This window comes from Curtobacterium pomorum (genome assembly GCF_044497295.1).
Taxonomy (GTDB): domain Bacteria; phylum Actinomycetota; class Actinomycetes; order Actinomycetales; family Microbacteriaceae; genus Curtobacterium.
In genome coordinates, this window is record NZ_CP172409.1 from 750,996 (window position 1) to 772,762 (window position 21,767).

Annotated in this window: 26 protein-coding genes; 17 read left to right on the plus strand and 9 right to left on the minus strand. The window is 68.2% G+C overall.

Annotated elements, in window-relative coordinates:
• Window positions 1-75: 75 nt before the first annotated feature.
• From ACGH48_RS03655 to ACGH48_RS03705, 11 genes are all read left to right on the plus strand, one after another.
• Window positions 76-753: a hypothetical protein gene (locus tag ACGH48_RS03655; RefSeq protein ID WP_146248015.1), complete on the plus strand. Its 678-nt coding sequence runs from the start codon at window positions 76-78 to the stop codon at window positions 751-753.
• Between the two features lie 38 nt (window positions 754-791).
• Window positions 792-1,106 (plus strand): metal-sensitive transcriptional regulator, encoded by a 315-nt coding sequence (locus tag ACGH48_RS03660; protein ID WP_056120637.1) that lies wholly within the window; start codon window positions 792-794, stop codon window positions 1,104-1,106.
• Window positions 1,107-1,200: 94 nt separating this feature from the next.
• On the plus strand, window positions 1,201-1,662 hold the full coding sequence (locus ACGH48_RS03665) for a hypothetical protein (RefSeq protein WP_111058304.1): 462 nt from the start codon (window positions 1,201-1,203) through the stop codon (window positions 1,660-1,662).
• A 104-nt stretch (window positions 1,663-1,766) separates the two neighbouring features.
• On the plus strand, window positions 1,767-2,369 hold the full coding sequence (locus tag ACGH48_RS03670; protein ID WP_111058305.1) for a DUF305 domain-containing protein: 603 nt from the start codon (window positions 1,767-1,769) through the stop codon (window positions 2,367-2,369).
• A gap of 474 nt (window positions 2,370-2,843) precedes the next feature.
• Window positions 2,844-3,419, plus strand: a complete 576-nt coding sequence (locus tag ACGH48_RS03675; RefSeq protein WP_175350995.1) for a M23 family metallopeptidase — start codon at window positions 2,844-2,846, stop codon at window positions 3,417-3,419.
• 109 nt (window positions 3,420-3,528) lie between these two features.
• Window positions 3,529-4,125 (plus strand): TlpA disulfide reductase family protein, encoded by a 597-nt coding sequence (locus ACGH48_RS03680; RefSeq protein WP_111058309.1) that lies wholly within the window; start codon window positions 3,529-3,531, stop codon window positions 4,123-4,125.
• A 4-nt stretch (window positions 4,126-4,129) separates the two neighbouring features.
• On the plus strand, window positions 4,130-4,870 hold the full coding sequence (locus tag ACGH48_RS03685) for a cytochrome c biogenesis CcdA family protein (protein ID WP_111058311.1): 741 nt from the start codon (window positions 4,130-4,132) through the stop codon (window positions 4,868-4,870).
• A gap of 43 nt (window positions 4,871-4,913) precedes the next feature.
• Entirely contained in the window at window positions 4,914-6,575 is a 1,662-nt protein-coding gene (locus ACGH48_RS03690) for a cytochrome c biogenesis protein ResB (protein ID WP_375537600.1), read from the plus strand.
• Between the two features lie 2 nt (window positions 6,576-6,577).
• Entirely contained in the window at window positions 6,578-7,573 is a 996-nt protein-coding gene (gene ccsB / locus ACGH48_RS03695; protein ID WP_396291157.1) for a c-type cytochrome biogenesis protein CcsB, read from the plus strand.
• 2 nt (window positions 7,574-7,575) lie between these two features.
• On the plus strand, window positions 7,576-8,928 hold the full coding sequence (locus ACGH48_RS03700) for a peptidoglycan DD-metalloendopeptidase family protein (protein WP_175350994.1): 1,353 nt from the start codon (window positions 7,576-7,578) through the stop codon (window positions 8,926-8,928).
• Window positions 8,929-9,011: 83 nt separating this feature from the next.
• Window positions 9,012-9,416: a four-helix bundle copper-binding protein gene (locus tag ACGH48_RS03705; RefSeq protein ID WP_111058337.1), complete on the plus strand. Its 405-nt coding sequence runs from the start codon at window positions 9,012-9,014 to the stop codon at window positions 9,414-9,416.
• 192 nt (window positions 9,417-9,608) lie between these two features.
• On the opposite strand, the gene ACGH48_RS03710 is transcribed toward ACGH48_RS03705, so the two are convergent.
• Window positions 9,609-9,962 carry a metalloregulator ArsR/SmtB family transcription factor gene (locus tag ACGH48_RS03710; RefSeq protein WP_111058238.1) on the minus strand — a complete coding sequence of 118 codons (354 nt, stop codon included), beginning with the start codon at window positions 9,960-9,962 and terminating at the stop codon, window positions 9,609-9,611.
• A gap of 116 nt (window positions 9,963-10,078) precedes the next feature.
• On the opposite strand from ACGH48_RS03710, the gene ACGH48_RS03715 reads away from it, so the two are divergent.
• The 6 genes from ACGH48_RS03715 to ACGH48_RS03740 all read left to right on the plus strand — a co-directional run bounded on the left by ACGH48_RS03715 (window position 10,079) and on the right by ACGH48_RS03740 (window position 15,691).
• On the plus strand, window positions 10,079-11,464 hold the full coding sequence (locus tag ACGH48_RS03715; protein WP_396290221.1) for an FAD-dependent oxidoreductase: 1,386 nt from the start codon (window positions 10,079-10,081) through the stop codon (window positions 11,462-11,464).
• 5 nt (window positions 11,465-11,469) lie between these two features.
• Window positions 11,470-12,867 (plus strand): arsenic transporter, encoded by a 1,398-nt coding sequence (locus tag ACGH48_RS03720; RefSeq protein ID WP_396290222.1) that lies wholly within the window; start codon window positions 11,470-11,472, stop codon window positions 12,865-12,867.
• 20 nt (window positions 12,868-12,887) lie between these two features.
• Entirely contained in the window at window positions 12,888-13,304 is a 417-nt protein-coding gene (locus ACGH48_RS03725; RefSeq protein WP_123937942.1) for an arsenate reductase ArsC, read from the plus strand.
• Between the two features lie 20 nt (window positions 13,305-13,324).
• Entirely contained in the window at window positions 13,325-14,722 is a 1,398-nt protein-coding gene (locus ACGH48_RS03730; RefSeq protein WP_131921209.1) for an FAD-dependent oxidoreductase, read from the plus strand.
• A 14-nt stretch (window positions 14,723-14,736) separates the two neighbouring features.
• The gene (locus ACGH48_RS03735) at window positions 14,737-15,132 is read left to right on the plus strand and encodes a low molecular weight phosphatase family protein (protein WP_123293750.1); all 396 of its coding nucleotides are present in this window, start codon (window positions 14,737-14,739) and stop codon (window positions 15,130-15,132) included.
• Between the two features lie 313 nt (window positions 15,133-15,445).
• Window positions 15,446-15,691, plus strand: coding sequence for a hypothetical protein (locus tag ACGH48_RS03740; protein ID WP_123293751.1), 246 nt, complete (start codon window positions 15,446-15,448; stop codon window positions 15,689-15,691).
• Window positions 15,692-16,349: 658 nt separating this feature from the next.
• On the opposite strand, the gene ACGH48_RS03745 is transcribed toward ACGH48_RS03740, so the two are convergent.
• The 8 genes from ACGH48_RS03745 to ACGH48_RS03780 all read right to left on the minus strand — a co-directional run bounded on the left by ACGH48_RS03745 (window position 16,350) and on the right by ACGH48_RS03780 (window position 21,710).
• A complete protein-coding gene (locus tag ACGH48_RS03745; protein WP_159573340.1) occupies window positions 16,350-16,910 on the minus strand; it encodes an HIRAN domain-containing protein in 561 nt (186 codons plus the stop codon).
• A 77-nt stretch (window positions 16,911-16,987) separates the two neighbouring features.
• Complete coding sequence (locus ACGH48_RS03750) at window positions 16,988-17,554, minus strand: hypothetical protein (RefSeq protein WP_165901037.1); 567 nt, start codon at window positions 17,552-17,554, stop codon at window positions 16,988-16,990.
• 16 nt (window positions 17,555-17,570) lie between these two features.
• Window positions 17,571-18,605 carry a hypothetical protein gene (locus ACGH48_RS03755; protein ID WP_131921207.1) on the minus strand — a complete coding sequence of 345 codons (1,035 nt, stop codon included), beginning with the start codon at window positions 18,603-18,605 and terminating at the stop codon, window positions 17,571-17,573.
• Window positions 18,605-18,856 carry a hypothetical protein gene (locus tag ACGH48_RS03760; RefSeq protein WP_131921206.1) on the minus strand — a complete coding sequence of 84 codons (252 nt, stop codon included), beginning with the start codon at window positions 18,854-18,856 and terminating at the stop codon, window positions 18,605-18,607. Before ACGH48_RS03760 ends, ACGH48_RS03755 begins: the two co-directional genes overlap by 1 nt.
• Complete coding sequence (locus ACGH48_RS03765; protein ID WP_396290223.1) at window positions 18,853-19,716, minus strand: hypothetical protein; 864 nt, start codon at window positions 19,714-19,716, stop codon at window positions 18,853-18,855. Before ACGH48_RS03765 ends, ACGH48_RS03760 begins: the two co-directional genes overlap by 4 nt.
• Before the next feature lie 41 nt (window positions 19,717-19,757).
• Window positions 19,758-20,066: a hypothetical protein gene (locus ACGH48_RS03770; RefSeq protein ID WP_396290224.1), complete on the minus strand. Its 309-nt coding sequence runs from the start codon at window positions 20,064-20,066 to the stop codon at window positions 19,758-19,760.
• Entirely contained in the window at window positions 20,063-21,091 is a 1,029-nt protein-coding gene (locus ACGH48_RS03775; RefSeq protein WP_396290225.1) for a hypothetical protein, read from the minus strand. The genes ACGH48_RS03770 and ACGH48_RS03775 overlap by 4 nt, the downstream gene beginning before the upstream one ends.
• Window positions 21,066-21,710: a hypothetical protein gene (locus ACGH48_RS03780; RefSeq protein WP_396290226.1), complete on the minus strand. Its 645-nt coding sequence runs from the start codon at window positions 21,708-21,710 to the stop codon at window positions 21,066-21,068. Before ACGH48_RS03780 ends, ACGH48_RS03775 begins: the two co-directional genes overlap by 26 nt.
• Window positions 21,711-21,767 lie beyond the last annotated feature (57 nt).

The following is a 21,767-nucleotide window of genomic DNA, read 5'->3' on the forward strand; positions in this document are numbered from 1 at the left end:
TACCGTAGCGAGTGTAACGCCGGTCGAGCGGATGTGTTCCCGATCCGCCGAACCGGCAACCGGAAAGAGGACGTGATGGCGACCAAGACTGATCGGCGAGAAGAGGCGCGGCGAAAAGCCGCTGATCGCAGAGCGGAGCAGCAGCGCAGCCGCACCCGCCGGTGGTGGCTACTGGGCGCCGCCGTGGTCATCGTCCTCGCCGCAGTCACCACGATCACGGTCACCGCCCTGACCCGCGGTAACGACACGGCGCCGACAGCGTCCGGGGTGACGGCGGCACCGCCGTGGCCGGCCCCCGCGGATGCGGCGGCGCGGGCAAAGGCTGCCGGGCTCGAGGTGGCGGGGATGGAAGGCGCGGCGCTGCACACCCATCAGCATCTGTCCGTATCGGTGGACGCGAAGCCGGTGGCGGTGCCGGCGAATATCGGCGTCGACGTGCAGCGGGGCGGCATGTCTGCACTCCACACCCACGACACCTCCGGCATCGTGCATGTCGAGTCCGCGAAGGTGCAGCCGTTCACCCTCGGACAGCTCTTCACCGAGTGGAACGTGACCCTGCGAGACGGGCAGGTCGGCGGGTACGTCGACGGGAGGAACGACCGGCACGTCGCCGTGTTCGTCAACGGCACCCGCACCACCACGCCGCTGCCGGATTTGGAACTGCAGGACCAGCAGGACATCGCGATCGTCATCACCCGTGGGTCCGGTACGCCGATCGCGCCGGCCCCGTTCGATTGGTCGACGGCGTCATGAGCGCCGCTACCGTAAACGGTGAACCCCGAGGAGCGTCCATGACCGACACCACCGCACCCGCAGCAGAGCACCACCACGGGTACATCACCGCGAAGGACGACTACCTCAAACGGTTGCGCCGCATCGAGGGGCAGGCCCGCGGCCTGCAGCGGATGGTCGATGAGGAGCAGTACTGCATCGACATCCTCACCCAGGTGTCCGCGATGACGAAGGCGCTGCAATCCGTCGCGCTCGGCCTGCTGGATGACCACCTCGCGCACTGCGTCACCGACGCCGTCGCCGAAGGCGGCGACGCTGCCGCGGTGAAGCTCAAGGAAGCTTCCGACGCGATCGCCCGCCTCGTGCGCGCCTAACCACCCCCTGCCCACCAGACGGGGCGGTTGTTCTCTCAGCGCTCGTCCTGCACCATAGAACCCGCACCCCGACCAGCCATCAGTACGGATCCGCATGCTCACCACCGCGAACACCACGCGCCGCCGCCTGCTGCTGCAGGCCACGGCGGTTCTGGCGTTGCTGCTGCTGGTCGGATTCACGGTCCTGATGCACAGCATGCTCGGCCACGCCACCACCGGCGATCACCCCATGACCGCCACGTCGAGCATGACGGCCGAGCACACCCACAGCGACGCCGCCGGACACGATGCCCACGCTGCCGCGCCGGCTGGCGCGGTGATGAGCGTGCTCAGTGATGCCGGCTGCGACGGCGGCCTGTGCGCGCTGATGTGCTCCCTGATGGGGATGGCGTGCGCGCTGACGATCGCCCTATTCGCGTGGGCGCTGCTGCGCACCCGGAACGGCGGGGTCCTCTACGTCCTCGCACGCCTCCTCGCCCTCGGGGACCGTGTCGCACGCCGCGTCGCGGCACCCAAGCCGCCATCACTGACGGCGCTGCAGATCATCCGTATCTGATCCATCCCCGGCGGGAGCGCTCCCTTCGGACGCTCCTGCATGCCCAGAACACGGGCAGGTATTCGCCTGCCCGGAACCCCTGACGCATTCACGGGAACGGATCCATGAACACCACCATCACGCGCACCCTCGCGGCCGCCGCCGCACTCACCATCGGCCTCACCCTCGCCGGCTGCTCCACCAACAACGCCGGCTCATCGGACAGCTCCTCCTCGTCGTCCTCGTCGGCGGCGTCGGCGCACAACGACCAGGACGTCATGTTCGCGCAACAGATGCTGCCGCACCACAAGCAGGCCGTTGAGATGAGCGACATGCTCCTCGCCAAGGGCTCCGACGTGGACGCTGACGTCGTCACCCTCGCCAAGCAGATCAAGGCGGAACAGGGGCCGGAGATCACGTCCCTGACCAGCTGGCTGAAGCAGTGGGGTGAGCCCACCGAAGCCTCCAGCATGTCCGGGATGGACCACTCCTCGATGTCGGGAATGATGTCCGACTCCGACATGGACGCCCTCGACAGCGCCTCCCCGGCGGACGCCGGGAAGCTGTTCCTGCAGCAGATGGTCGAACACCACACCAGCGCCGTCGACATGGCGGGGACCGAAGTCGACAAGGGCAAGAACACCGACGCGGTCGCGATGGCGAAGTCGATCGTGTCGAGCCAGACCGAGCAGATCAACCAGATGAAGGACATGCTCGCGTCGATGTGACCCCGGCCGTGGGTCGCGGCGGTGTCCCCCCTCCCCGCCGCGGCCCACGATCGGCCGCCCACTCTTTCCCTGCTTCGAGTTCCGCTCGACGTCCCACCCTTCGGCCGCAACCGGCCCATCGTTTCTTGGAGCCTTTCAGTGCCCCAGCAGCACCGTGCAAACGTCCCCACGCCCATGCCTACGCCCCTGACCCGGCGGGAAGCCCTCGCCGCTGAACGCGCGGCCGCGACCGCCCTTTCCAGCACCGCGGCCATCCCGCGGCCGCTCCCTGCACCCCCTCGGAGAGTGGCGGAGCCGCTGCGGACCATGCGTTCGCGTGCCCTTGCTGCGCTTCCGCTCACCGGGGCGGCGGCAGCCCTGGCTCTGTTCACTACCGCCGCGATTCCAGCCCAGGCCTCCACCGGACCAGCGACCGTGCTCCCCGGAGTCAACCCGGTCGCGACGGGGCAGAGTTTTACCGCCACGGGCGTCACCGTGTCCATCGACCGTGACGGTTACACCGTCACCAAGCCCACTCCGAAGCCGGTTATCACCACCAAGACCACCACGAGCAGCTCCAACACCGCCTCGACGACGGCCCCGAGCCCCGCACAGTCGGGTGCCATCGTGAATACCGGCGCCGGCGATATCCGCTGGCCGTTCCCGGGGCAGATCCGCATCAGCTCACCGTTCGGTGCCCGAACCGCGCCGTGCGCAGCATGCTCGTCGATGCACCAAGGCGCTGACATCACCCCCGGCGCCGGCACCCCCATCGGCGCAGTCGCCGCGGGGACGGTACGGGTCTCCGCGACGCACCCGGAGTACGGCCAGTACGTCATCATCGACCACCAGATCGACGGACAGACCATCTCCACCCTTTACGCCCATATGATCTACGGCTCGTCCCCACTCCGCGTCGGGCAGAGCGTCGCCGTCGGGCAACTCGTCGGCCTCGTCGGCAACACCGGCGCCAGCACCGGAGCGCACCTGCACCTGCAAGTCATGCTCGGTGGCAGCACCCCTGTCGACCCCATTGCATGGCTCAGGGCCAACGCGGGCCGGACGCTGTGACCATCACAGCACCCGTCGCCTTCACCAACACGTGCCTCATTCTGAACAGCTTCGGACAGGGTGTCCCCGCGTGTTCGCGTCGGCCGATTTCAGAGCGGAGTGCAGATTGATGAGACGTTGTGGGGCAACCGTCGCACTTGCGATCGCGCTCTCCGTCGTCCTCGCCGGATGCTCCTCAGGCAACGACTCCCTGTCGAAGCAGTACGGCAACGGGACCACGCAGAACTACATCTCCGGTGACGGTGCGGTGACCGAGGTCGCCGCCGACAAGCGCACCGACGCGGTCGACTTCTCCGCGACGACCTCCGACGGCGAGACGATCTCGGCCAAGGCCCTGCGCGGCAAGGTCGTCGTCCTGAACTTCTGGTACGCCAGCTGCCCGCCCTGCCGTGCCGAGGCGAAGTACCTCAACAAGGTGCATGCGGCGTACACCGACAAGAACGTCCAGTTCATCGGCGTCAACGTCCGGGACCAGAAGGCCACCGCCGCCGCGTTCGAGCGCACCTTCAAGGTCGACTACCCGACGGTGCTCGACGCGGACAAGGGCACCATGCAGCTCGCACTGTCCGGGCAGATCGCGCCGAACGCCGTCCCCGCGACGATCGTCCTCGACAGCAAGGGCCGGGTCGCCGCCCGCGTCCTCGGCGCCGTCGACGGCACGAGCATCCTCGACACCCTGGTCAGCGACGAGCTCAAGGCGTCCTGACCCCATGAGCGGCAACCCCTTCTCCGACGCGATCCTCAGCGGGCAGATGCTCGTCGCCCTCCCGGTGGCGCTGCTCGCGGGGCTCGTGTCGTTCCTGTCCCCGTGTGTGCTGCCCCTCGTGCCGGGCTACCTCGGCTACGTCGGCGGCGTCGCGGAGGGCGGGCAGCGCCGCGGCCGCGTGGTGCTCGGGGTGCTGCTGTTCATCCTCGGGTTCACGGCCGTGTTCGTGGCCTACACGACGGTCTTCGGCGCGCTCGGCTTCTGGCTCGTCCGCTGGCGCGACCTCATCACCCAGATCCTCGGCGTGGTGGTCATCGCGATGGGCCTCGTGTTCGTCGGCCGGTTCACGTTCCTGCAGCGCACCATCAAGCCCAGCTGGACCCCGGCCACCGGGCTCCTCGGCGCCCCCCTGCTCGGCATCGTGTTCGGCCTCGGCTGGACCCCGTGCCTCGGCCCGACCCTCGCCGCGATCAACCTGCTCAGCGTGCAGTCGGGCAGCGCCTGGCAGGGCATGTGGCTCGGGGTCGCGTACTGCCTCGGCCTCGGCATCCCGTTCGTGCTGGTCGCGCTCGGCGCCGGCTGGGCCACGGGAGCGATCCGTGCCGTGAAGCGCCACATGCGCACCGTCAACATCATCGGAGGAGCGATCCTGATCGTCATCGGTCTGCTCATGGTCACCGGAATCTGGTCGGCCGTCATGTCGAGCGTCGGGGCGGTGATCCAGAGCTATGTCCCGGCAGTCTGAGACCGACGACAGCCGGATCGAGAACGGCACCGCGTCCGACCCGATGCGGCCCTCCGACCACGTCGACGGTGCTGGACCGGCCGACGGCGGCGGCGGCGGCGAGGTCAACCAGCCGAAGCTCGGCCTGATCGGGTACGTCCGGTTCTTCTGGCGACAGCTCACGAGCATGCGGACGGCGCTCTTCCTCCTCATGCTGCTCGCCCTCGCGGCGATCCCCGGCTCCCTCGTGCCGCAGCGCACGGCGGACCCGAACGGCGTGGTGCAGTACAAGGCGGACCACCCGCAGCTCTTCCCGGTCCTCGACAAGCTGCAGGTCTTCGACACCTACACCTCGGTGTGGTTCTCCGCGATCTACCTGCTCCTCTTCGTGTCCCTGATCGGCTGCATCGTGCCCCGCACGAAGCACCACTGGCAGGCCCTCCGCACCCGTCCGCCGAAGACGCCCGCGCGCCTGACGCGTCTGGCGGGCTACCGCAGTGTCGCCGTGAACCCGGACACGGTCACCACCGCAGCGGGTGGGACGGACGCAGCCACGGGCCTCCCGTCCGTCGAGCACGCCGTGACGCGCGCGATGGCGATCCTGAAGCGCTCCGGCTACCGCGTCGAGCGGTTCGGCGACTCGGTGAGCGCGGAGCGCGGCTACCTGCGCGAGACCGGCAACCTGGTGTTCCACGCAGCCCTCGTCGGCGTGCTGCTCGCCGTCGGCGTCGGCGGCGGGTTCGGCTACACCGGACAGCGGCTCCTGGTGGAGGGCCAGACCTTCTCGAACGTGCTCGGTTCGTACGACTCGTTCAACCCGGGCCGCTGGTTCCAGCAGACCGACCTGAAGGGCTACAACCTGACGCTCGACAAGTTCGTCACGAAGTACGAGGAGCGGAACCTCGACGCCCTCGGCCAGGCCCTCGACTACTCCGCCACGGTGACCAGCAGGGAGAAGGGCGGCGAGGCGAAGACCAGCCGCCTCGGCGTCAACGACCCGCTCAGCGTCGGCGGCACGAACGTGTACCTGCTCGGCAACGGCTACGCCATGGGCGTGACGGTGCGCGACGGCAAGGGCGACGTGGCGTTCAAGGACGTCGTGCCGTTCCTGCCGGAGGACTCGAACTACACCTCGACCGGCGTCATCAAGGTGCCGGACGCCGTGCCGGACCAGCTCGGCATGGTCGGGTTCTTCTACCCGACGGCCTCGAAGCTGTCGACCGGCGCGTACACCAGCGCCTACCCGGACTCGCAGAACCCGCTCCTGACGCTGCAGGTCTACACCGGCGACCTCGGTCTCGACGACGGTGTGCCGCGGAGCGTGTACACGCTCGACACGTCGGGCCTCAAGCAGATCGCCGGTCGCCAGTCCGACGCGGCGAGCATCGAGCTGAAGCCCGGGCAGACGAAGACCCTGCCGAACGGTGCCGGGTCGATCACCTTCGACGGTGTGAAGCGGTACGTGTCGCTGGATATCAATCGTGACCCGTCACAGGTTCTCGTCGGCGCGTTCGCGATCCTGGCAATGCTGGGACTGCTGACCTCGCTGTTCGTCCCGCGTCGGCGTATCTGGATCAAGGCGCTTCGGCAAGCCGACTCCGAGAACGGTGAATACAACCTCGAGTATGCGGGCCTTGCCCGCGGCGAGGATCCGAACCTCCTGCGCGCTGTCGACGACATTGCTCGGCAACATTTCGCGCTCATCTCCAACAGGAGCTCAGAATGAACATGACCACAAACCTCGCGACCTACTCGGTCGTGCTGACGTACTCCGCGATGGCGGTCTACGTCGTCGCGTTCATCGCGTTCGCCCTCGACATGGCGAAGCGCTCCGGCGAGGTCGCCGCGGCCTCCTCGGGCGCCGGGGCACCGAAGGCCGCCGCCGAGCAGAAGACCGTCGCGACCGTCCAGGGCGGCACCGTCGTCCTGGAGCGCGTCGCGCAGTCCTCCGACGGCGACGGCTCGTCCCGCCGTGGCACCCGCTTCGAGCGGGTCGGCATGGCGATGACCGTCCTGGCGCTCGTGCTGCACGTCGGCTCGGTGGTCCTCCGCGGGATCGCGGCCGACCGTGTGCCGTGGGGGAACATGTTCGAGTTCTCCCTGACCGGCACGGCGCTGATCACCCTGATCTTCCTGCTCGTGCAGCTCTGGCAGAACCTCAAGTTCCTCGGCGTCTTCATCACCGGCCTGACGATCATCCTGCTCGGCATCGCCACCGTGAACTACTACGTGCCGGTCCGTCCGCTCGTGCCCGCGCTCGAGTCGTACTGGCTCGTCATCCACGTGTTCGTGGCCATCGCCGGCACCGGGTTCTTCGCCCTCGGCGCTGGGCTCGCGGTGGCGCAGCTGGTGGAGACCTACCACCAGGGCCGGACCACCTCGAACAAGATCCGGTTCATGGAGACGCTGCCCGACGCCGACCGGCTCGAGGTGCTCACCTACCGTGTACTCCTCGTCGGCTTCGTCCTCTGGACCTTCACGCTCATCGCCGGTGCGATCTGGGCCGAGCGGGCCTGGGGCCGCTACTGGGGCTGGGACACGAAAGAGGTCTGGACCTTCATCATCTGGGTCGTCTACGCCGGGTACATCCACGCGCGTGCGACCCGCGGCTGGCGCGGGGCACGGTCCTCGTGGCTGGCGCTCATCGGCTTCGCCGCGGTCATGTTCAACTTCTCCGTCGTGAACGTCTTCTTCAAAGGCCTGCACAGCTACTCGGGAATCTGAATATGCGCCGGATCAAACTGACTCTGTCATTTCTTGTGCAAAGGATCCCGCGCCTTCGCCGGAACGTCATCCTCACGGGAGCCGCCCTCACGCTGTTGCTCCCGCTCACGGCGCCAACGCCGGCTCGCGCGGCAGACTTTCCGACCTGGGATCAGGTGGAAGCCGCCCGCGGCAGCGAGCAGAGCAAGCAGGCGCAGATCAGCACGCTGAACGGGCTGATCGACCAGCTGCAGGAGAAAACGCAAGCGACCGACGACCGGGCTGACGCCGCCGGTCGGACCTACCAGTCGGCGCAGGATGACCTCGATCAAGCCACCGCAGCGCACGCGAAACTCGCCGCGAGCACGACTGCCGCGACAACGGAATCCGAAGAGCTCGGCAGCACCGTCGGGCAAGTCGCCGCGGCCCTCACCCGACCAGGCGGCAGCGGCCTCGGTGCCGGCGCGATCCTCGGACAGGACGACCCAGATGCGTTCCTGCAGGGGTTGAGCATGTCGAGCAAAATCGGCGAGCAGGTCGATGGCCTCTACGCCCGCGCGAGCACCGCGGCGAAAACCGCCGGCGCCCTCGCCGCCCAAGCCCGCGTCGCAAAGAACGCCCGCACGAAGCTCGCGGACGCCGCGCAAGACGCCCTCGATGCCGCCGTCGCCGCCAGCGAAGCCGCGGCAGCCGCGGAGGCGAGCGAGCGGGAGAACGTCAGCACGATGCGTGCCCAGCTGGCGACGCTGCGCGATGACCGGCTCAGCATCGAGCAGGGCTATGAAGCAGGCGTCCGCGCCCGCGCTGCGGCCGCCGCTGCCGCAGCGAAAGCCGACGCGGAAGCCCGCGCCCGCCAACAGGCAGCCGCCGCAGCCGCAGCCGCAGCCGCGTCGCGCCCTGCCGCGTCAGCGCCCGCACCGTCCGCCCCCGCTGCCGGCAGCACGCGTCCCAGCGGCAGCGGGACAGCGCCCGGGTGGACCCGACCAATCACCTCGTACACCTTCTACCAGGCGTACGGGTACCGCATCCACCCCGTCTACGGCGACTACCGCCTCCACGCCGGAGCCGACTTCAGCGCCCCCTGCGGCACCCCGCTCTACGCCACCGCCGCCGGCACCGTCACCTACGCCGGACCCTACGGCGGCTACGGCAACATCATCATCATCGACCACGGCGGCGGCATCACCAGCGCCTACGCCCACGTCTACGCCACCGGCATCTACGTCCGCACGGGGCAAACCGTCGCCGCCGGCACCAACATCGCCGGCGTCGGCAACGCCGGCGTCTCCACCGGATGCCACCTGCACTTCGAGATCCGCAACAACGGCGTCGCCACCGACCCGATGGCCTTCCTCGCCACACGAGGAGTCAGCTAAGCCCGAACCGGCCACCATGGCCCCCACACGTTCGACGTCAACCGACGCCGGCGAAACAGCAGTACCGACGGAAAGGATGACCCATGAGCACCACCACCGACATGCTCCGCACCTACCCGAAGGACCTCGGCAGCATCGACCAGGCAGCCCTCGCCGCCTGCGTCGACGCGTGTTTCGAATGCGCGCAAACCTGTACCGCGTGCGCCGACGCGTGCCTCGCCGAAGACATGGTCGCCGAGCTCACCAAGTGCATCCGCACCAACCTCGACTGCGCCGACATCTGCGCAACAACCGGCAACGTCCTCTCCCGCCACACCGGCTACGACGCCAACCTCACCCGCACGATCCTCGAGGCGTGCCTGGCCGCCTGCAAGGCGTGCGGGGACGAATGCGCACAGCACGCCGACATGCACGAGCACTGCAAGATCTGCGCCGACGCATGCCGCCGCTGCGAAGAAGCCTGCGCCGCGCTCCTCGCCAGCCTCTAACCGTCCAGACCAGCAGAAGGCCACCCTCACGTCAGGGTGGCCTTCGTGGGTGCTCGGTTGCCAACCAGCATCCCCGGCGAGTGCTCACACCATCGACACGAAGCGCGGCGAAAAGGGCGACATCGAGCAAAGCTGCTCACAGTCGCGCCGCTTGGACCAAGCGAAGTATTTCGGGGGCCGTGGAAATCGTGACTATCGGGCTGGCGTGGTGATGAGGCTGGCGAGGGTGTCGAGCGCGCCGGGAACGAGGGAGAAGTACGCCCAGGTGCCGCGCTTCTCGCGGTGCAGGATCCCGGCGTCGACGAGGACCTTGAGGTGGTGCGAGACGGTCGGCTGGGACAGGCCGAGCGGTTCCTGCAGGTCACACACGCATGCCTCGGACCCGTCGTGCGCTGCGACCATCGAGATCAGCCGCAAGCGGGCCGGGTCGGCGATCGCCTTCAGCGACTTCGCGAGGACCTCGGCGGATGCCTGGTCCATCGCCTCGGTCGTGACGGGCGAGCAGCACGCAGTGACGTCCTGAATGGGAAGCAGCTCGATCGTCATGACCTCATCCTCCCACGGACTTCGACACGCGTCTATATTTGCGCACATCGATATCGACGTGCTTCGATGTAGCTGCCGGCTCTCGGCTCCCGCTCGATCCGTGAAGGACCAGCCTGATGACTCACCTCCTCGCCGTCGGCGGCAGCGACGCCGGCATCGCCGCAGCACTCCGCGCCCGCGAACTCGACCCGACCACCGACGTGACGGTGGTGCTCGCCGACGAGTTCCCAAACTTCTCCATCTGCGGCATCCCGTACTGGGTGTCCGGCGACGTCGCCACGGAAGCGTCCCTCGCGCACCGCACCCGCACCGACCTCGAAGCTGCCGGCATGACCGTCCGCTCCTCCACCTGGGCCTCCGCCGTCGACGTCGACCGCTGCCGTCTCACCGTCACCGGCCCCGCCGGCGAGGAGGAGATCTCCTACGACGAGCTGCTGATCGGGACCGGTGCTGAGCCGGTGCGCCCCGCGGGGGTGCCGTTCGGTGAGCCGGGCATCCACCTGCTGCACTCCATGACTGACGCCGAGCAGGTCGTCGCAGCCCTCGAGCTGCTGCCGGCGGGGAGCCGGGTCGCGGTGGTCGGTGCCGGGTACATCGGCCTGGAGATGACCGAGGGCCTCGTCGCCCGTGGGTTCGACACGACGCTGATCCAGCGCGGTCCCGAAGTGCTCTCCACCCTCGACCCCGAACTCGGTTCCCTCGTCACCGCCGAGGTCCGCCGCCACGGCGCGACCGTGCTGACGGGGTCCACTGTCACCGGGATCACACCGGCAGACGGTGGACAGTGGCGCGTCGCCACCAGCTCGACCTCTGGCGACGCGGAGGGCACGTTCGCCCTCGTCGTGGTCTGCGTCGGCGTCCGTCCCGTCACGGGACTCGCCGTAGCCGCTGGAGCGCAGCTGGGCCAGGCTGGCGCGATCGTGGTCGACGCGTCCATGCGGACCGGGGTGCCGCACGTGTGGGCTGCCGGTGACTGCGTCGTGACGCACCACCGGCTTCTCGGCACGACGTGGCTGCCGCTCGGGACGACGGCGCACAAGCAGGGTCGCGTCGCCGGGGAGAACATGCTCGGCGGCTCGAAGACGTTCGCCGGTTCGGTGGGGACGCAGGTGGTGAAGGTGTTCGACCTCGTCGCCGCCCGCACCGGCCTCCGCCAGCACGAAACCAGCCCGCTCGAGGTGCCGCCGCTGACTCGGGTGACGGTGGCGGATGACCACAAGCGGTACTACCCGGGTGCCGTCCCGTTGACGATCAGCGTCACCGGCGACCAGGCCACCGGTCGGCTCCTCGGTGCGCAGATCGTCGGGCAGCGGACGGCGGAGATCAGCAAGCGCATCGACACGTTCGCCACCGCCCTCCACGCGGAACTCACCGTGGATGACGTGATCGATCTCGACCTCAGTTACACGCCGCCGCTCGGGTCCCCGTGGGACGCTGTGCAGGTCGCCGCGCAGGGCTGGGAGCGCGCCGCGGCCGCGAACCAGGCCGGGGTGACTGCCTGATGGTGATGGCTGTGGTCGCTGCGGTGATCTTCGTCGCGACGCTCGTGGTGGTGATCTGGCAGCCCAAGGGGTTCCCGATCGGCTACACCGCGCTCATCGGCGCCGTCATCGCCCTCGCCACCACCGTCGTCGGCCTCTCCGACATCCCGACCGTGGTCGGGATCGTGTGGAACGCGACACTGACGTTCGTCGCGGTGGTGCTGATCTCGTTGATCCTCGACGAGGCCGGGTTCTTCGAGTGGGCTGCCCTCCACGTCGCCCGGTGGGGCCGCGGCAACGGACGGCTGCTGTTCGTGCTGATCGTGGGCCTCGGCGCTGTCATCGCGGCGGTGTTCGCCAACGACGGGGCCGCGCTGATCCTCACCCCGATCGTCGTCGGCATGCTTCGGGCACTGAACATGCCGCAGAAGGCGGCGCTCGGGTTCATCCTCGCCACCGGGTTCATCGCCGACACCGGCAGCCTGCCGCTGGTGGTGTCGAACCTGGTCAACATCGTCTCCGCCGACTACTTCCACCTCGGCTTCGCCGAGTACGCGGCCGTCATGATCCCCGTCGGCATCGTCTCCGTCCTCGCATCCCTCGGCATGCTGCTGCTCTACTTCGGCAAGAGCATCCCGAAGCGGTACGACGTCCTCGCCCTCACCGGCCCCGCCGCCGCGATCACGGACCGGGCGACGTTCCGCGCCGGCTGGGTCGTCCTGGCGCTGCTGCTGGTCGGCTACTTCGCCGCCGACCCCCTCGGCGTCCCGCTCGCGGCCGTCGCCGGTGTCGGGGCGGTCGTCATCGTCGCCGTGGCGGCCCGGCAGCCCGCGTTCCTCTTCGCCCGGGCCGAGGCAGCGCCGGTCCTCGTCAGCACCCGCGGCACCGCCACCGTCACCGCCGGCGGCACCGAACCAAGTGCAGCGTCGGGGCGGGTGATTCCGGTGTGGAAGACGATCCGGGAGGCGCCGTGGCAGATCGTGCTGTTCTCCATCGGCATGTACCTCGTCGTCTACGGCCTCCAGAACCAGGGGCTCACCGACCACCTCGCGAAGCTGTTCGACGTGTTCGGTGACCACGGGGTCCTCGTCACCGCGCTCGGCGTCGGGTTCACCATCGCGATCCTCGCGTCACTGATGAACAACATGCCCACCGTCCTCATCGCCGCCCTCGCCATCAGCGGTGCCGGAGCGACCGGGCTGACGCACGACGTGATGGTCTACGCCAACGTCATCGGCTCCGACCTCGGCCCGAAGATCACCCCCATCGGATCCCTCGCGACGCTGTTGTGGTTGCACGTGCTGGAGAAGAAGGGCATCCACATCGGGTGGGGGCAGTACTTCCGCACCGGCATCGTCCTCACCATCCCCGTCCTCGCCATCACCCTCGCCGCCCTCGCCGGCTGGCTCACCCTCATCCACTGAACCCGAAAAGACACACACCCATGAGCAACAAGCCCACGATCCTGTTCGTCTGCGTCCACAACGCCGGACGCTCCCAGATGGCCGCCGGCTACGCCCAGGCCCTCGGCGGCGACCGCGTCGAGGTCATCTCCGCCGGCAGTGCGCCGAAGGACCAGATCAACCCGATCGCGATCCAGGCGATGGCCGAAGACGGCATCGACATCGCCGGCAACCAGCCGAAGATCCTCACCACCGACGCCGTCCGCGACTCCGACGCCGTCATCACCATGGGATGCGGCGACGCCTGCCCGATCTTCCCCGGGAAGCGGTACGAGGACTGGGAACTCACCGACCCCGCCGGCCGCGGCATCGAGGACGTCCGCCCCATCCGCGACGACATCAAGCACCGCGTCCAGACGCTCCTCGCCGAGCTGCTGCCCGCCGAAGCAACCGCGTAACGACCAGGAAGCCGCAGACCATGACGCTCACCCTCACCGTCCCACCCCGGACCGACGCGGACCGCCTCACCGGACTCCCCGTCGCGATCATTGGTGCCGGCCCCGTCGGCCTCGCTGCCGCCGCGCACCTCCTTGAGCGCGGCCTCGATGTCGTCGTCTACGAAGCTGGGCCGACCGTGGGGACGAGCGTTCGCGCTTGGGGGCACACGCGGCTGTTCTCCCCGTGGCAGTACGTCATCGACCCTGCCGCCCAGCGCCTCCTGGAAGCCACCGGCTGGGAAGCACCTCGAGCGGCGTCGTTGCCCACTGGCCACGACCTCGTCGACACGTACCTGGCACCCCTGGCAGCGACCCCGCAGCTCGCACCGGTGATCCAGTACGGCACCCGCGTGGAAGCGGTATCCCGGCAGGGCATGGACCGCACCCGCTCCACCGGCCGAGCCGACACCCCATTCCTGCTCCGCCTCCACACCGCCGACGGCGTCACTGACGTGACTGCGCGTGCGGTCGTCGACACCTCGGGCACCTACACGTCCCCGAACCCCCTCACTGCCGCCGGCCTCGCACCCGCCGCGGACCTCGGCGACCGGGTCGTCCACGCACTGCCTGACGTCCTCGGCGCCGACCGGGCCCGGTTCGCCGGTCGTCGGGTCCTCGTCGTCGGTGCCGGCCACTCCGCAGCGAACACGCTCATCAAGCTCGCCAGCCTCGCCAAGACCGCGCCGGGAACCGACGTGCTGTGGGCTGTCCGAAACGCCGGCACCGCCCGGCTCGGCGCCGACGCCGCCGACGGCCTCGCCGCCCGCGGGCAGCTCGGGTCCACCGTCCACGGGCTCGTCGAATCCGGTCAAGTGCAGCAGATCGCCTCGTACGAGATCGACGACGTCCAACCCGACGGCGACCAAGTCACCATCACCGGACGTCGCGCCGGCGAGCCCTTCGCGGTGACCGTCGATGTCATCGTGAACGCGACCGGGTTCCGGCCCGACCTCGACATGCTCCGCGAAATCCGGCTCGGCCTCGACGACATCGTCGAAGCACCCCGCGCCCTCGCACCACTGATCGACCCGAACCTGCACTCCTGCGGGTCCGTGCCCCCGCACGGCGTCGCGGAGCTTGCGCACCCGGAGCCGAACTTCTTCATCGCCGGGATGAAGTCCTACGGCCGAGCCCCCACGTTCCTGCTCCTCACCGGCTACGAGCAGGTCCGCTCCATCGCCGCCGAACTCGCCGGAGACCACACCGGAGCCCGACAGCTCGAACTCGTCCTCCCCGAAACGGGTGTCTGCTCCACCGACATCGGTGGCAGCTCCTGCTGCACCACCCCGGCCGCCACTGCCACTCCCGCAGCTGAGGACGCTGCCTGCTGCACTCCGCCTGACTCGGCTACCGGCAACACCTCGTGCTGCACCAACTGACCGAACCTGCGTCCATGACCACGAAGCCCACTGTCCTGTTCATCTGCAAGCACAACGCCGGCCGCTCCCAGCTCGGCGCAGCACTCCTCGAACTCGCCGCACCCGACCGGTACACGGCCACCTCCGCCGGCATCAGCCCAGCCGACGAGTTGAACCCCTCGATCGCCGCGACCGTGGACGAGCTCGGCCTCGACATCACCGGACGCATACCCCGGCGCGTGACGCCCGACCTACTCGAACAGGCGGACATCGTCGTCCTTATGAAGCCCGGCCTTGAGCTGCCTGCAGAACCACGCGGCACGGTCCTGGAGTGGTCGTTCCCTGACCCGACCTCCTGGTCGCCAGACGACGTGCGACCGATGCGGGACGCCGTCGCGGAACGCATCGAGCGAGAGCTCCTGCAGCCGTAGCAACCGGCCAACCCGACACGGAGCGAAGTCCGACTCACGACACGGAGCAAAGCTGCTCACACCATAGGTCATCCACGTTTGCAGACTGACGAGGTGCGGTGACGTTCACTCCGTCCCGACAGCCGGTCGTTGGCTGGGCACTTCGCTGACTCGGGGCGGTGAGCCGTTCCGTCCTACGTGGCGCCGGGCAGCTCCGTCGCACATAGGTGGTCCGCATCGAATCTCATTTCGGGTGCCCTATACGGGCGGGCCGCCAGCGTCAGTCCTCGCTCGTACGATCCGTCCCGTAGGTCGTCGTCGTTCGAATCGTTGGGTGCCGCCGCAGCCGTTCTCGCTTGAGGAAGAGGCGCGAGGCGAGGACGTGCGGGAGCTTGAGCAGCCGATGCCGGTGTACGCCTGGTTCCAGCTGCCGGACAGGCTTATTCGCCGAGATGATGCGGTCGCTCGAAGCATGACTCGTGATGCGGTCTGGGTGGAAGCGGGTCGCGGCGAGACGAAGCTGACGGCATGGGTGTTGCGGAGTGCGGTGCGGCATCGAGCCGAGGAGCGGTCGAGCTGATCCGCACTGTCAAACGCTGAATAGCGTGCAGCGACGTCCCACAAGTACTTGCCGCGCCTCGTCGGTGAGCAGGGAGGTCGAACCCTCCGAGGCGACGCTCCACGTGTTTCGCCCCGGTTCAACGACGGCGAAGGGTTGCGCGTCGGCGTAGATGGCGAGGACCGTTCTATCTGGCGCTGTGCGGCCGAGATCGAGAAGCAGCTCACCGCGCCAGGTGGGTACTCGGGCGGTGTAGCTGTATGGACCGTCGGGTGCGTTGTCGGGTAGATCGAACAAGCGGTCAGAGCCTGTCCCCACGAGCACCGCGTGGGCGGCGGAGCGTCCGAGGAGATCGGCGATGTCGAACAGTGCGTCGCTGACGAAGGGGGCGGTTTAGAAAGGCACTCCACCAGTGCGGACGTCCATGGTGCTCCGTGCGGAGGAGGACGAAGCGAGCGTTGTCGCGAGTCTCGCTGACCACGAGGACGCTACCGACGGTCATCTGTGCGAGGAGTTCTGCGGCGCCGGTCAGCGTGAGGGGCTTGGCTGCGGTCTCCGCGTTGAAGCGCGAGTTCTCAAGCGAGTTGTCAGTCACATGGGGAGCTATGCGGCGAAGTCCGATGCCCGTCAAGCGGCCCCTTACGGAGTGTGGCGGATCGCGTTCGCAGGGCGCCCCTGGTCAGGGGGATTCCCGTTTGACGGGTGGGTGGCCGCGGACGCCGGCGATGTTCGGCAGGTGAACGAAGAGCGAGATCCGGTCGGTTGGTGGTTCGCCGCGAACGCGGAACGCTGCCGCGCCGATGCGGTCAAGCTCTGGTGCGAACAGGCGTGCCTTGGCTGCGGAGATGTGGCCGACTTTTCGTGTGGCGTCCCAGACGGCGACGGCGTTGTTGTCATGTCGGTTCCGTGGTTCGCGCACGAGCCAGTACTCGTGCCCGCCGACGGAGTGGCGGTGCCGGTCCGGCACGTAGGCGAAGGTGCCCTTGACTCGGAACCGGGAAGCGGCCAGCGACGTGAGGTCCTCGGCGTCGCTGAAGTCGGGGTGACGCTCCCGACGTTCTTGTGCTGCCGCTTGCAGCGTTGCAGCGGGCGCCCCGGTCGCTACCTTCGGCTTCGCTGGCTGCGAGGTCGTGTCCGGCGGGGTGGATGAAAGCGGAGCCCGTTTCGATTGGTGCCGGAGCGCGCGGACGGCGAAGTACGCGATCACCAATGCGCATAGGACGACGAGCAAGGCGGCCACGGTCGAAGCGTATGGAGGCTTTCGACTCGGCTGCAATGCCCCACTCGAGGGCACGTCTCCCCGGTTGCCCCAATCGGCTACCCGTCGATCGGTGTCCGCAAGTGTTGATTCAACGCCACGTCGAGTTCCCGCGGCAGCCACAGGAACCCGGGCGCCTGATTCGGGACCTCGGGGAGCGCATGAAGTGCTGGAACGAGCTGAGCGATGGCGTCGTTGACCGTGACGACCTGCGCCTCGTATACGTCGGCCTGGTACCAGCGCGGCCCGACTCGGGTCCTGGCGCCACCGTCTGGTCGTGCGGTGACGGGCCAGCACGACCACCGCCACTGGTACCCGACTCTGGAGACATCGCCGCAGACGTACACGCGGTCTGCCCAGCCGAGGACTTCGAAGGTGTTGACGCTGCCGAACGTGCCGGCGTCGTCGAGGTCGAAGGTGCGCATGATCGCCGCCCACGGGTTCTGCGGGGTGCGTGCACGGATGATGTCCTTCGCCTGCGGCAGGTTGTTGAGCGGCTCCCACGCGGTGCGGGTGTCGTTGTCGCGGTACCAGAGCTCCTCCTCGGCGTTCGCGTCCGGGGCCAGCAGTAGGGAGGGCAGGAGCTCGGGGGCTCGTGACGCTGCCAGCGTGTTGTCGATTCTCATCTCGGTTTGGTGTTGGTCACGATGGAAGATTCCAGCGGAGGTCGTAGACAGTGTCGGCGAGGAACTGGAGCCGGTTGCGGATGTCGTGGAGGGCTTTGTTGTCGTCGTCGTTGCGGGTGTCGGCGCGGAGGAGTGTGTTGGCGGTGATGAAGTCGTCCGTGTGGTTGCTGTACCCGGCTGCTTTCGCGGTGGGGAAGATGGTGGGGTCGGCGGGGATGATGAGTTCGGTACCGGCGTAGTCGTGGTCTTCGGGTTCGAAGCCGAGTCCGGGCATGTCGATCTCGGCCGGGGCGTAGGCGACGAGGCGGAACGGCGGCGGAACGTGGTCGGGCCGGAACCGGGATGCGTCGCGTTCGGTTGCCCACCTGCCCGACATCAGGCAGCCCGCACCGATCAGAACTTCTGCTTGATGCTGAATCGGCAACGCTGACCGCCATCTCGCGCGGATTCCACCCACCCCGGGATAGCACGCGATCGAAAAGTCCACGAGGCCGCCGACCTGACGGGATTCCCATCCGATGCTGGTCCTGTGCACGCGTTTGCCAAGTCGTGCGAGTGCGTCATCCACCTGCCCCGGCATGAATCCTCCACGTTCGACAAGTTCGTCGAAGGTGGCCCCGTTCACGGCGAGCATCCGTGCCACAGCGAATGTGATGTAGATCGGGGCGGCGTCCTTCCACCGATCCCAGCTACCCAACCGCTGCTTCCCGTCCGCCCAAAGGCGCCGTCGCTCGACGTCAACGAGGAGGACGTTCGGGTTCTGTTCCGCGAGCGCGATCAGCGACGGTGACAGCACCCGCGGTACCAGCAGGATCAGTTCAGAGTCCTTCTGCTGTTCGGTGCGGGGGTTCTTCGTGGCGGTGTGGAGGCGGGCTCTGCGGCCGTCTACGAGGCGGAGCGTGTCGTGGGACTCGACGACCGCGTTCAGGCCGGCGAGTTTGAGGACAGCGAGCGCGTCGGTGAGGTCCGCGGTCTCGCCAAGCCCATACGGGAGCGTGATGTGCGGACGTCCCGCGTAGGCGTCGGCGACCCATTGCAGTGCGGGTCCCATCAGCGGCGCTCGTCCGGGGTGTCCGGGCGGATGAGCGCCATGAGCCAACTCGCTTCGGTGAGGAACGGCTCCCATCCGTCGCGGGTGTCACCGTGTGCTGGTTCGCAGCGGTAGCCGCCGTCGCTGTCGGTGCTGCTGACGAGGACCTGCCGGAGTTCGGTGTCGGGTGGGTCGCGGAAGTACATGTGTCCGTGGGTGCCGGCCATGTCGAACGCGACGGTGAGCAGGAACAGCTCCGGTCGGGTGGTCACCAGCGCCACCGCCGTCCGCGGAATAAGGCGATGACGGTGGCGAGTGGCCGGCCTTGCTGCATCCAGGCCAGCGGTGTCAGGGGCACGTCGTCGACGTTGAGGAACTGGCGGGGTGTGGTCATGAATTCGGTCATCGCCGCCGAGTCGAGGAGCCGCTGCGGGGCGGCCGCGAAGAGCACGTCAAGGCCCGGCAGCAGAGAGGATGGGTCGCCGAACTCGGGCAGGGCGGGCTTCACGATCTGCCAGTTGGGGATGCGTTCTTCGCCGTCGAGGTCGAAGCTGGTCAGCCGGTTCGACCCGAACAGTTCACCGACGTCGTCGATGCTGATCTGCAGCGCGGCGGCGGCTTCCGCTTCGGTGAGGGTCGTCTCCAGCAGGTGCCGGCGGATGCGGGCCTGGGTGGCCTGCCACCATTCCTCGGGCACGTCAGCGCCATCGGCAGGAGCGGTGCCGGGTGTGCCTGCGATTTGGCGGTCTTTGTCGGTGTAGGCCTGGAGCTGGTCGATGCTGATCTCACCCCGGGCGTACATCCACAACTGGGCTTGCCAGGGCATGTCGTCCGGGAACCCTTCGAGGTAGCCGGAGTGGATGACTTCACGGACCGCTTTCTCCCGCTTCGCGATCTCGGACGCTGGGATGAGGAGGGTTTGGACGATGCGGTTCGCCTCCCGTGTCGCGGGGACGGTCAGGTCGGTGAGACGACGCCGGTTCCGATCAACGAGCTCGTAACCGGGCTCCTTCTCACTGTGTTCAATCATGATCCGCGCCATCGACGCTTCCGGGTCATCGGTGTCCTCGAGGAGGACATGCCCCCAGAGGATCCGGTCGTTCGAGAGGTGCAGGGAAACCAGACGCATCATTTGGGTACCTCCAGAGAGTCGTGTACGAGCGGGACCGGTGGTCAGCTCGGCGGTGGGGTGGTTCGGGTTCGGCCGATGCGTTCCGGCTGCTCAGTGAGGATGAACCGCATCAGCCGGTCCGTTTCCGCCATCGCCGCATCCGACACGTCGCTCCCGGTCGGGTCGGTGGTGGTGAGGCGGAACCAGGGCTCCTCGTCCGCGTGGTCGATTAGGACCGTCGCCCACGGCCCGTCGGGATCGTTCGCGGCGGTGAAGATGGTGGCGCCGAAGAATCGGGTGTCGTCGAACGCCAACGTCAGGGACACCAGCTGCAGCCCCACCGGGCGGCTCTCCTTCGCTTCGCCGGTCATTGGACGTGCATCCAGCGGAGGTCGTAGGCGGTGTCGGCGCGGAAGTGCAGCAGCGACCGCAGCGCGTTCACCGCATCCGTGTGCGCGTCCGTGTACCCGTCCTGCCAGATCACGGACGCGGTGATGAACTCATCCGTGCAGCAGCCAAGGTTCGGCGGGGACAAGATCGTCGTGTCCTGTGGGATCAGGATCTTCACGGTTGCTTCGTCAGCACTGGCGGGCTCGTACCCGAGCGCTGCCATGTCGGGATGGGTGGCGAAGAACGCCGTCAACCGGTTCGGTGGAACCTTCGGCCACGACTGGTGCGCCGCCCACCGGTCCGACATCACCCCACCCAGCCCGATGAGTTCAACCGCCTGCTCGTCGAAGGTCGCATCTCGCTTCCAGCAGGTGCGGATCCCGCCAGGACCCGGATACGCCGCAAGGACCCAGTCCGCGAGAGCTGATCGGTCGTGGGCTTCCCAACCGATGGGCGTGTGGACCACGTGCTCGCCGAGCGTCAGCAGCGCCGCGCGAACATGCTCGACCGGCAGCCCGGTGCGCGCTGCGATCTCGTTGGTGCCACCGCCGTCGATAGTGATGGTGCGGGCGATGGCGAACACGTTCCGCCATCCTGGCGTCGCGTCCCGCTGCATCGATGAGCCGGACACCTGCCGGCCGTCCGCCCACACGCGTTGCCGTTTCCCATTCACCACCACCAAGTCCGGATACCGTCGAGCCAGGGACAACACACCTCCTTCCGACCCGCCAGGCAGGACGAGCAGATCCGCGTCGCGACTGTCCGGTGCGCCGTCAGTGATGGTGGTCGTCGGGTCCGGTGTCGACAGGAACCCGGTCCGCCCGTCCTCGAACCGGAGCCGGTCGAACGCCTCAACCTTTGCGGGCATGCCGGCGGCGCCGAGTGCGGTGAGGGTGTCGGTGATGTCGATCGTCCACCCGAGCCCGAACGGTAACGACAGAATCGTCTGCTCGTGTCGGATGTCCTGCACCCACTGCCGGTCAAGCATCGGCATCGGCATCGGCATCGGCACCGGCTTTCGGCGCTTCGGCGATGCGCTGCAAGCCCAGACCGGAGGCGTCGAGGATCGCGTCCTCACTTTCGGTCGTCGCGACCCACGACCCGATCAACGCGTTCGTCGCGACAAGCACGCCGATGCGGCTGCGCGCGTCGAGGACGACCTCGTCAACCTCGTGTTCGGAGCAGTCGCTGCTGAGTTCCGGCTTCGACGGATGCAGGGCCGGAAACTCGAGCTGCTGCACCGGGGCATGCCACTGCACGCCGACGCGGAGCACCCGACCGTCGTCGTCGTTGCGGTAGAACAGCGCCCCGAAGGGGTGACCGATGTCGAGGGTCAGGTCGGCGCCGTAGAGCGTCCACCCAGAAGCCGCGTACGTGTGGTCCCAGCGTTGAACGACAAGGGCGCCGACGCCCATCTTCAACCCCGGGATCAGCGCCTGCCCGTCGTGCACCTCGGCGTAGAGCTCCTGCATCCCCGCGGGCGGTTCGTCGCGGACGGAGGTGAACGGGATGTGGGCGAGACCGCGGATAGCGGTGAGCTGCTGCGCTGGAAGCTCCGCCCCCTCGCCTCCCTTCGGCCCCTGACCCGTTGTCGGGGTACTCGCACTGTCACGGCTCTTGGTCATGCCGATGTCTCCTCATCGTCGGCGTCGCCCGCGGTATGCGCGGAACCGGCCCCGGAC

Coding starts and splice junctions, on each gene's coding strand:
- ACGH48_RS03725 (WP_123937942.1), top strand. CDS start 12,888: ATGAGCAACAAGCCCACGATCCTGTTCGTCTGCGTCCACAACGCCGGA.
- ACGH48_RS03655 (WP_146248015.1), top strand. CDS start 76: ATGGCGACCAAGACTGATCGGCGAGAAGAGGCGCGGCGAAAAGCCGCT.
- ACGH48_RS03710 (WP_111058238.1), bottom strand. CDS start 9,962: ATGACGATCGAGCTGCTTCCCATTCAGGACGTCACTGCGTGCTGCTCG.
- ACGH48_RS03755 (WP_131921207.1), bottom strand. CDS start 18,605: ATGGGACCCGCACTGCAATGGGTCGCCGACGCCTACGCGGGACGTCCG.
- ACGH48_RS03700 (WP_175350994.1), top strand. CDS start 7,576: ATGCGCCGGATCAAACTGACTCTGTCATTTCTTGTGCAAAGGATCCCG.
- ACGH48_RS03750 (WP_165901037.1), bottom strand. CDS start 17,554: ATGAGAATCGACAACACGCTGGCAGCGTCACGAGCCCCCGAGCTCCTG.
- ACGH48_RS03705 (WP_111058337.1), top strand. CDS start 9,012: ATGAGCACCACCACCGACATGCTCCGCACCTACCCGAAGGACCTCGGC.
- ACGH48_RS03770 (WP_396290224.1), bottom strand. CDS start 20,066: ATGACCGGCGAAGCGAAGGAGAGCCGCCCGGTGGGGCTGCAGCTGGTG.
- ACGH48_RS03780 (WP_396290226.1), bottom strand. CDS start 21,710: ATGACCAAGAGCCGTGACAGTGCGAGTACCCCGACAACGGGTCAGGGG.
- ACGH48_RS03690 (WP_375537600.1), top strand. CDS start 4,914: ATGCGGCCCTCCGACCACGTCGACGGTGCTGGACCGGCCGACGGCGGC.
- ccsB (WP_396291157.1), top strand. CDS start 6,578: ATGACCACAAACCTCGCGACCTACTCGGTCGTGCTGACGTACTCCGCG.
- ACGH48_RS03735 (WP_123293750.1), top strand. CDS start 14,737: ATGACCACGAAGCCCACTGTCCTGTTCATCTGCAAGCACAACGCCGGC.
- ACGH48_RS03775 (WP_396290225.1), bottom strand. CDS start 21,091: ATGCCGATGCCGATGCCGATGCTTGACCGGCAGTGGGTGCAGGACATC.
- ACGH48_RS03665 (WP_111058304.1), top strand. CDS start 1,201: ATGCTCACCACCGCGAACACCACGCGCCGCCGCCTGCTGCTGCAGGCC.
- ACGH48_RS03730 (WP_131921209.1), top strand. CDS start 13,325: ATGACGCTCACCCTCACCGTCCCACCCCGGACCGACGCGGACCGCCTC.
- ACGH48_RS03670 (WP_111058305.1), top strand. CDS start 1,767: ATGAACACCACCATCACGCGCACCCTCGCGGCCGCCGCCGCACTCACC.
- ACGH48_RS03715 (WP_396290221.1), top strand. CDS start 10,079: ATGACTCACCTCCTCGCCGTCGGCGGCAGCGACGCCGGCATCGCCGCA.
- ACGH48_RS03685 (WP_111058311.1), top strand. CDS start 4,130: ATGAGCGGCAACCCCTTCTCCGACGCGATCCTCAGCGGGCAGATGCTC.
- ACGH48_RS03765 (WP_396290223.1), bottom strand. CDS start 19,716: ATGATGCGTCTGGTTTCCCTGCACCTCTCGAACGACCGGATCCTCTGG.
- ACGH48_RS03720 (WP_396290222.1), top strand. CDS start 11,470: ATGGCTGTGGTCGCTGCGGTGATCTTCGTCGCGACGCTCGTGGTGGTG.
- ACGH48_RS03660 (WP_056120637.1), top strand. CDS start 792: ATGACCGACACCACCGCACCCGCAGCAGAGCACCACCACGGGTACATC.
- ACGH48_RS03680 (WP_111058309.1), top strand. CDS start 3,529: ATGAGACGTTGTGGGGCAACCGTCGCACTTGCGATCGCGCTCTCCGTC.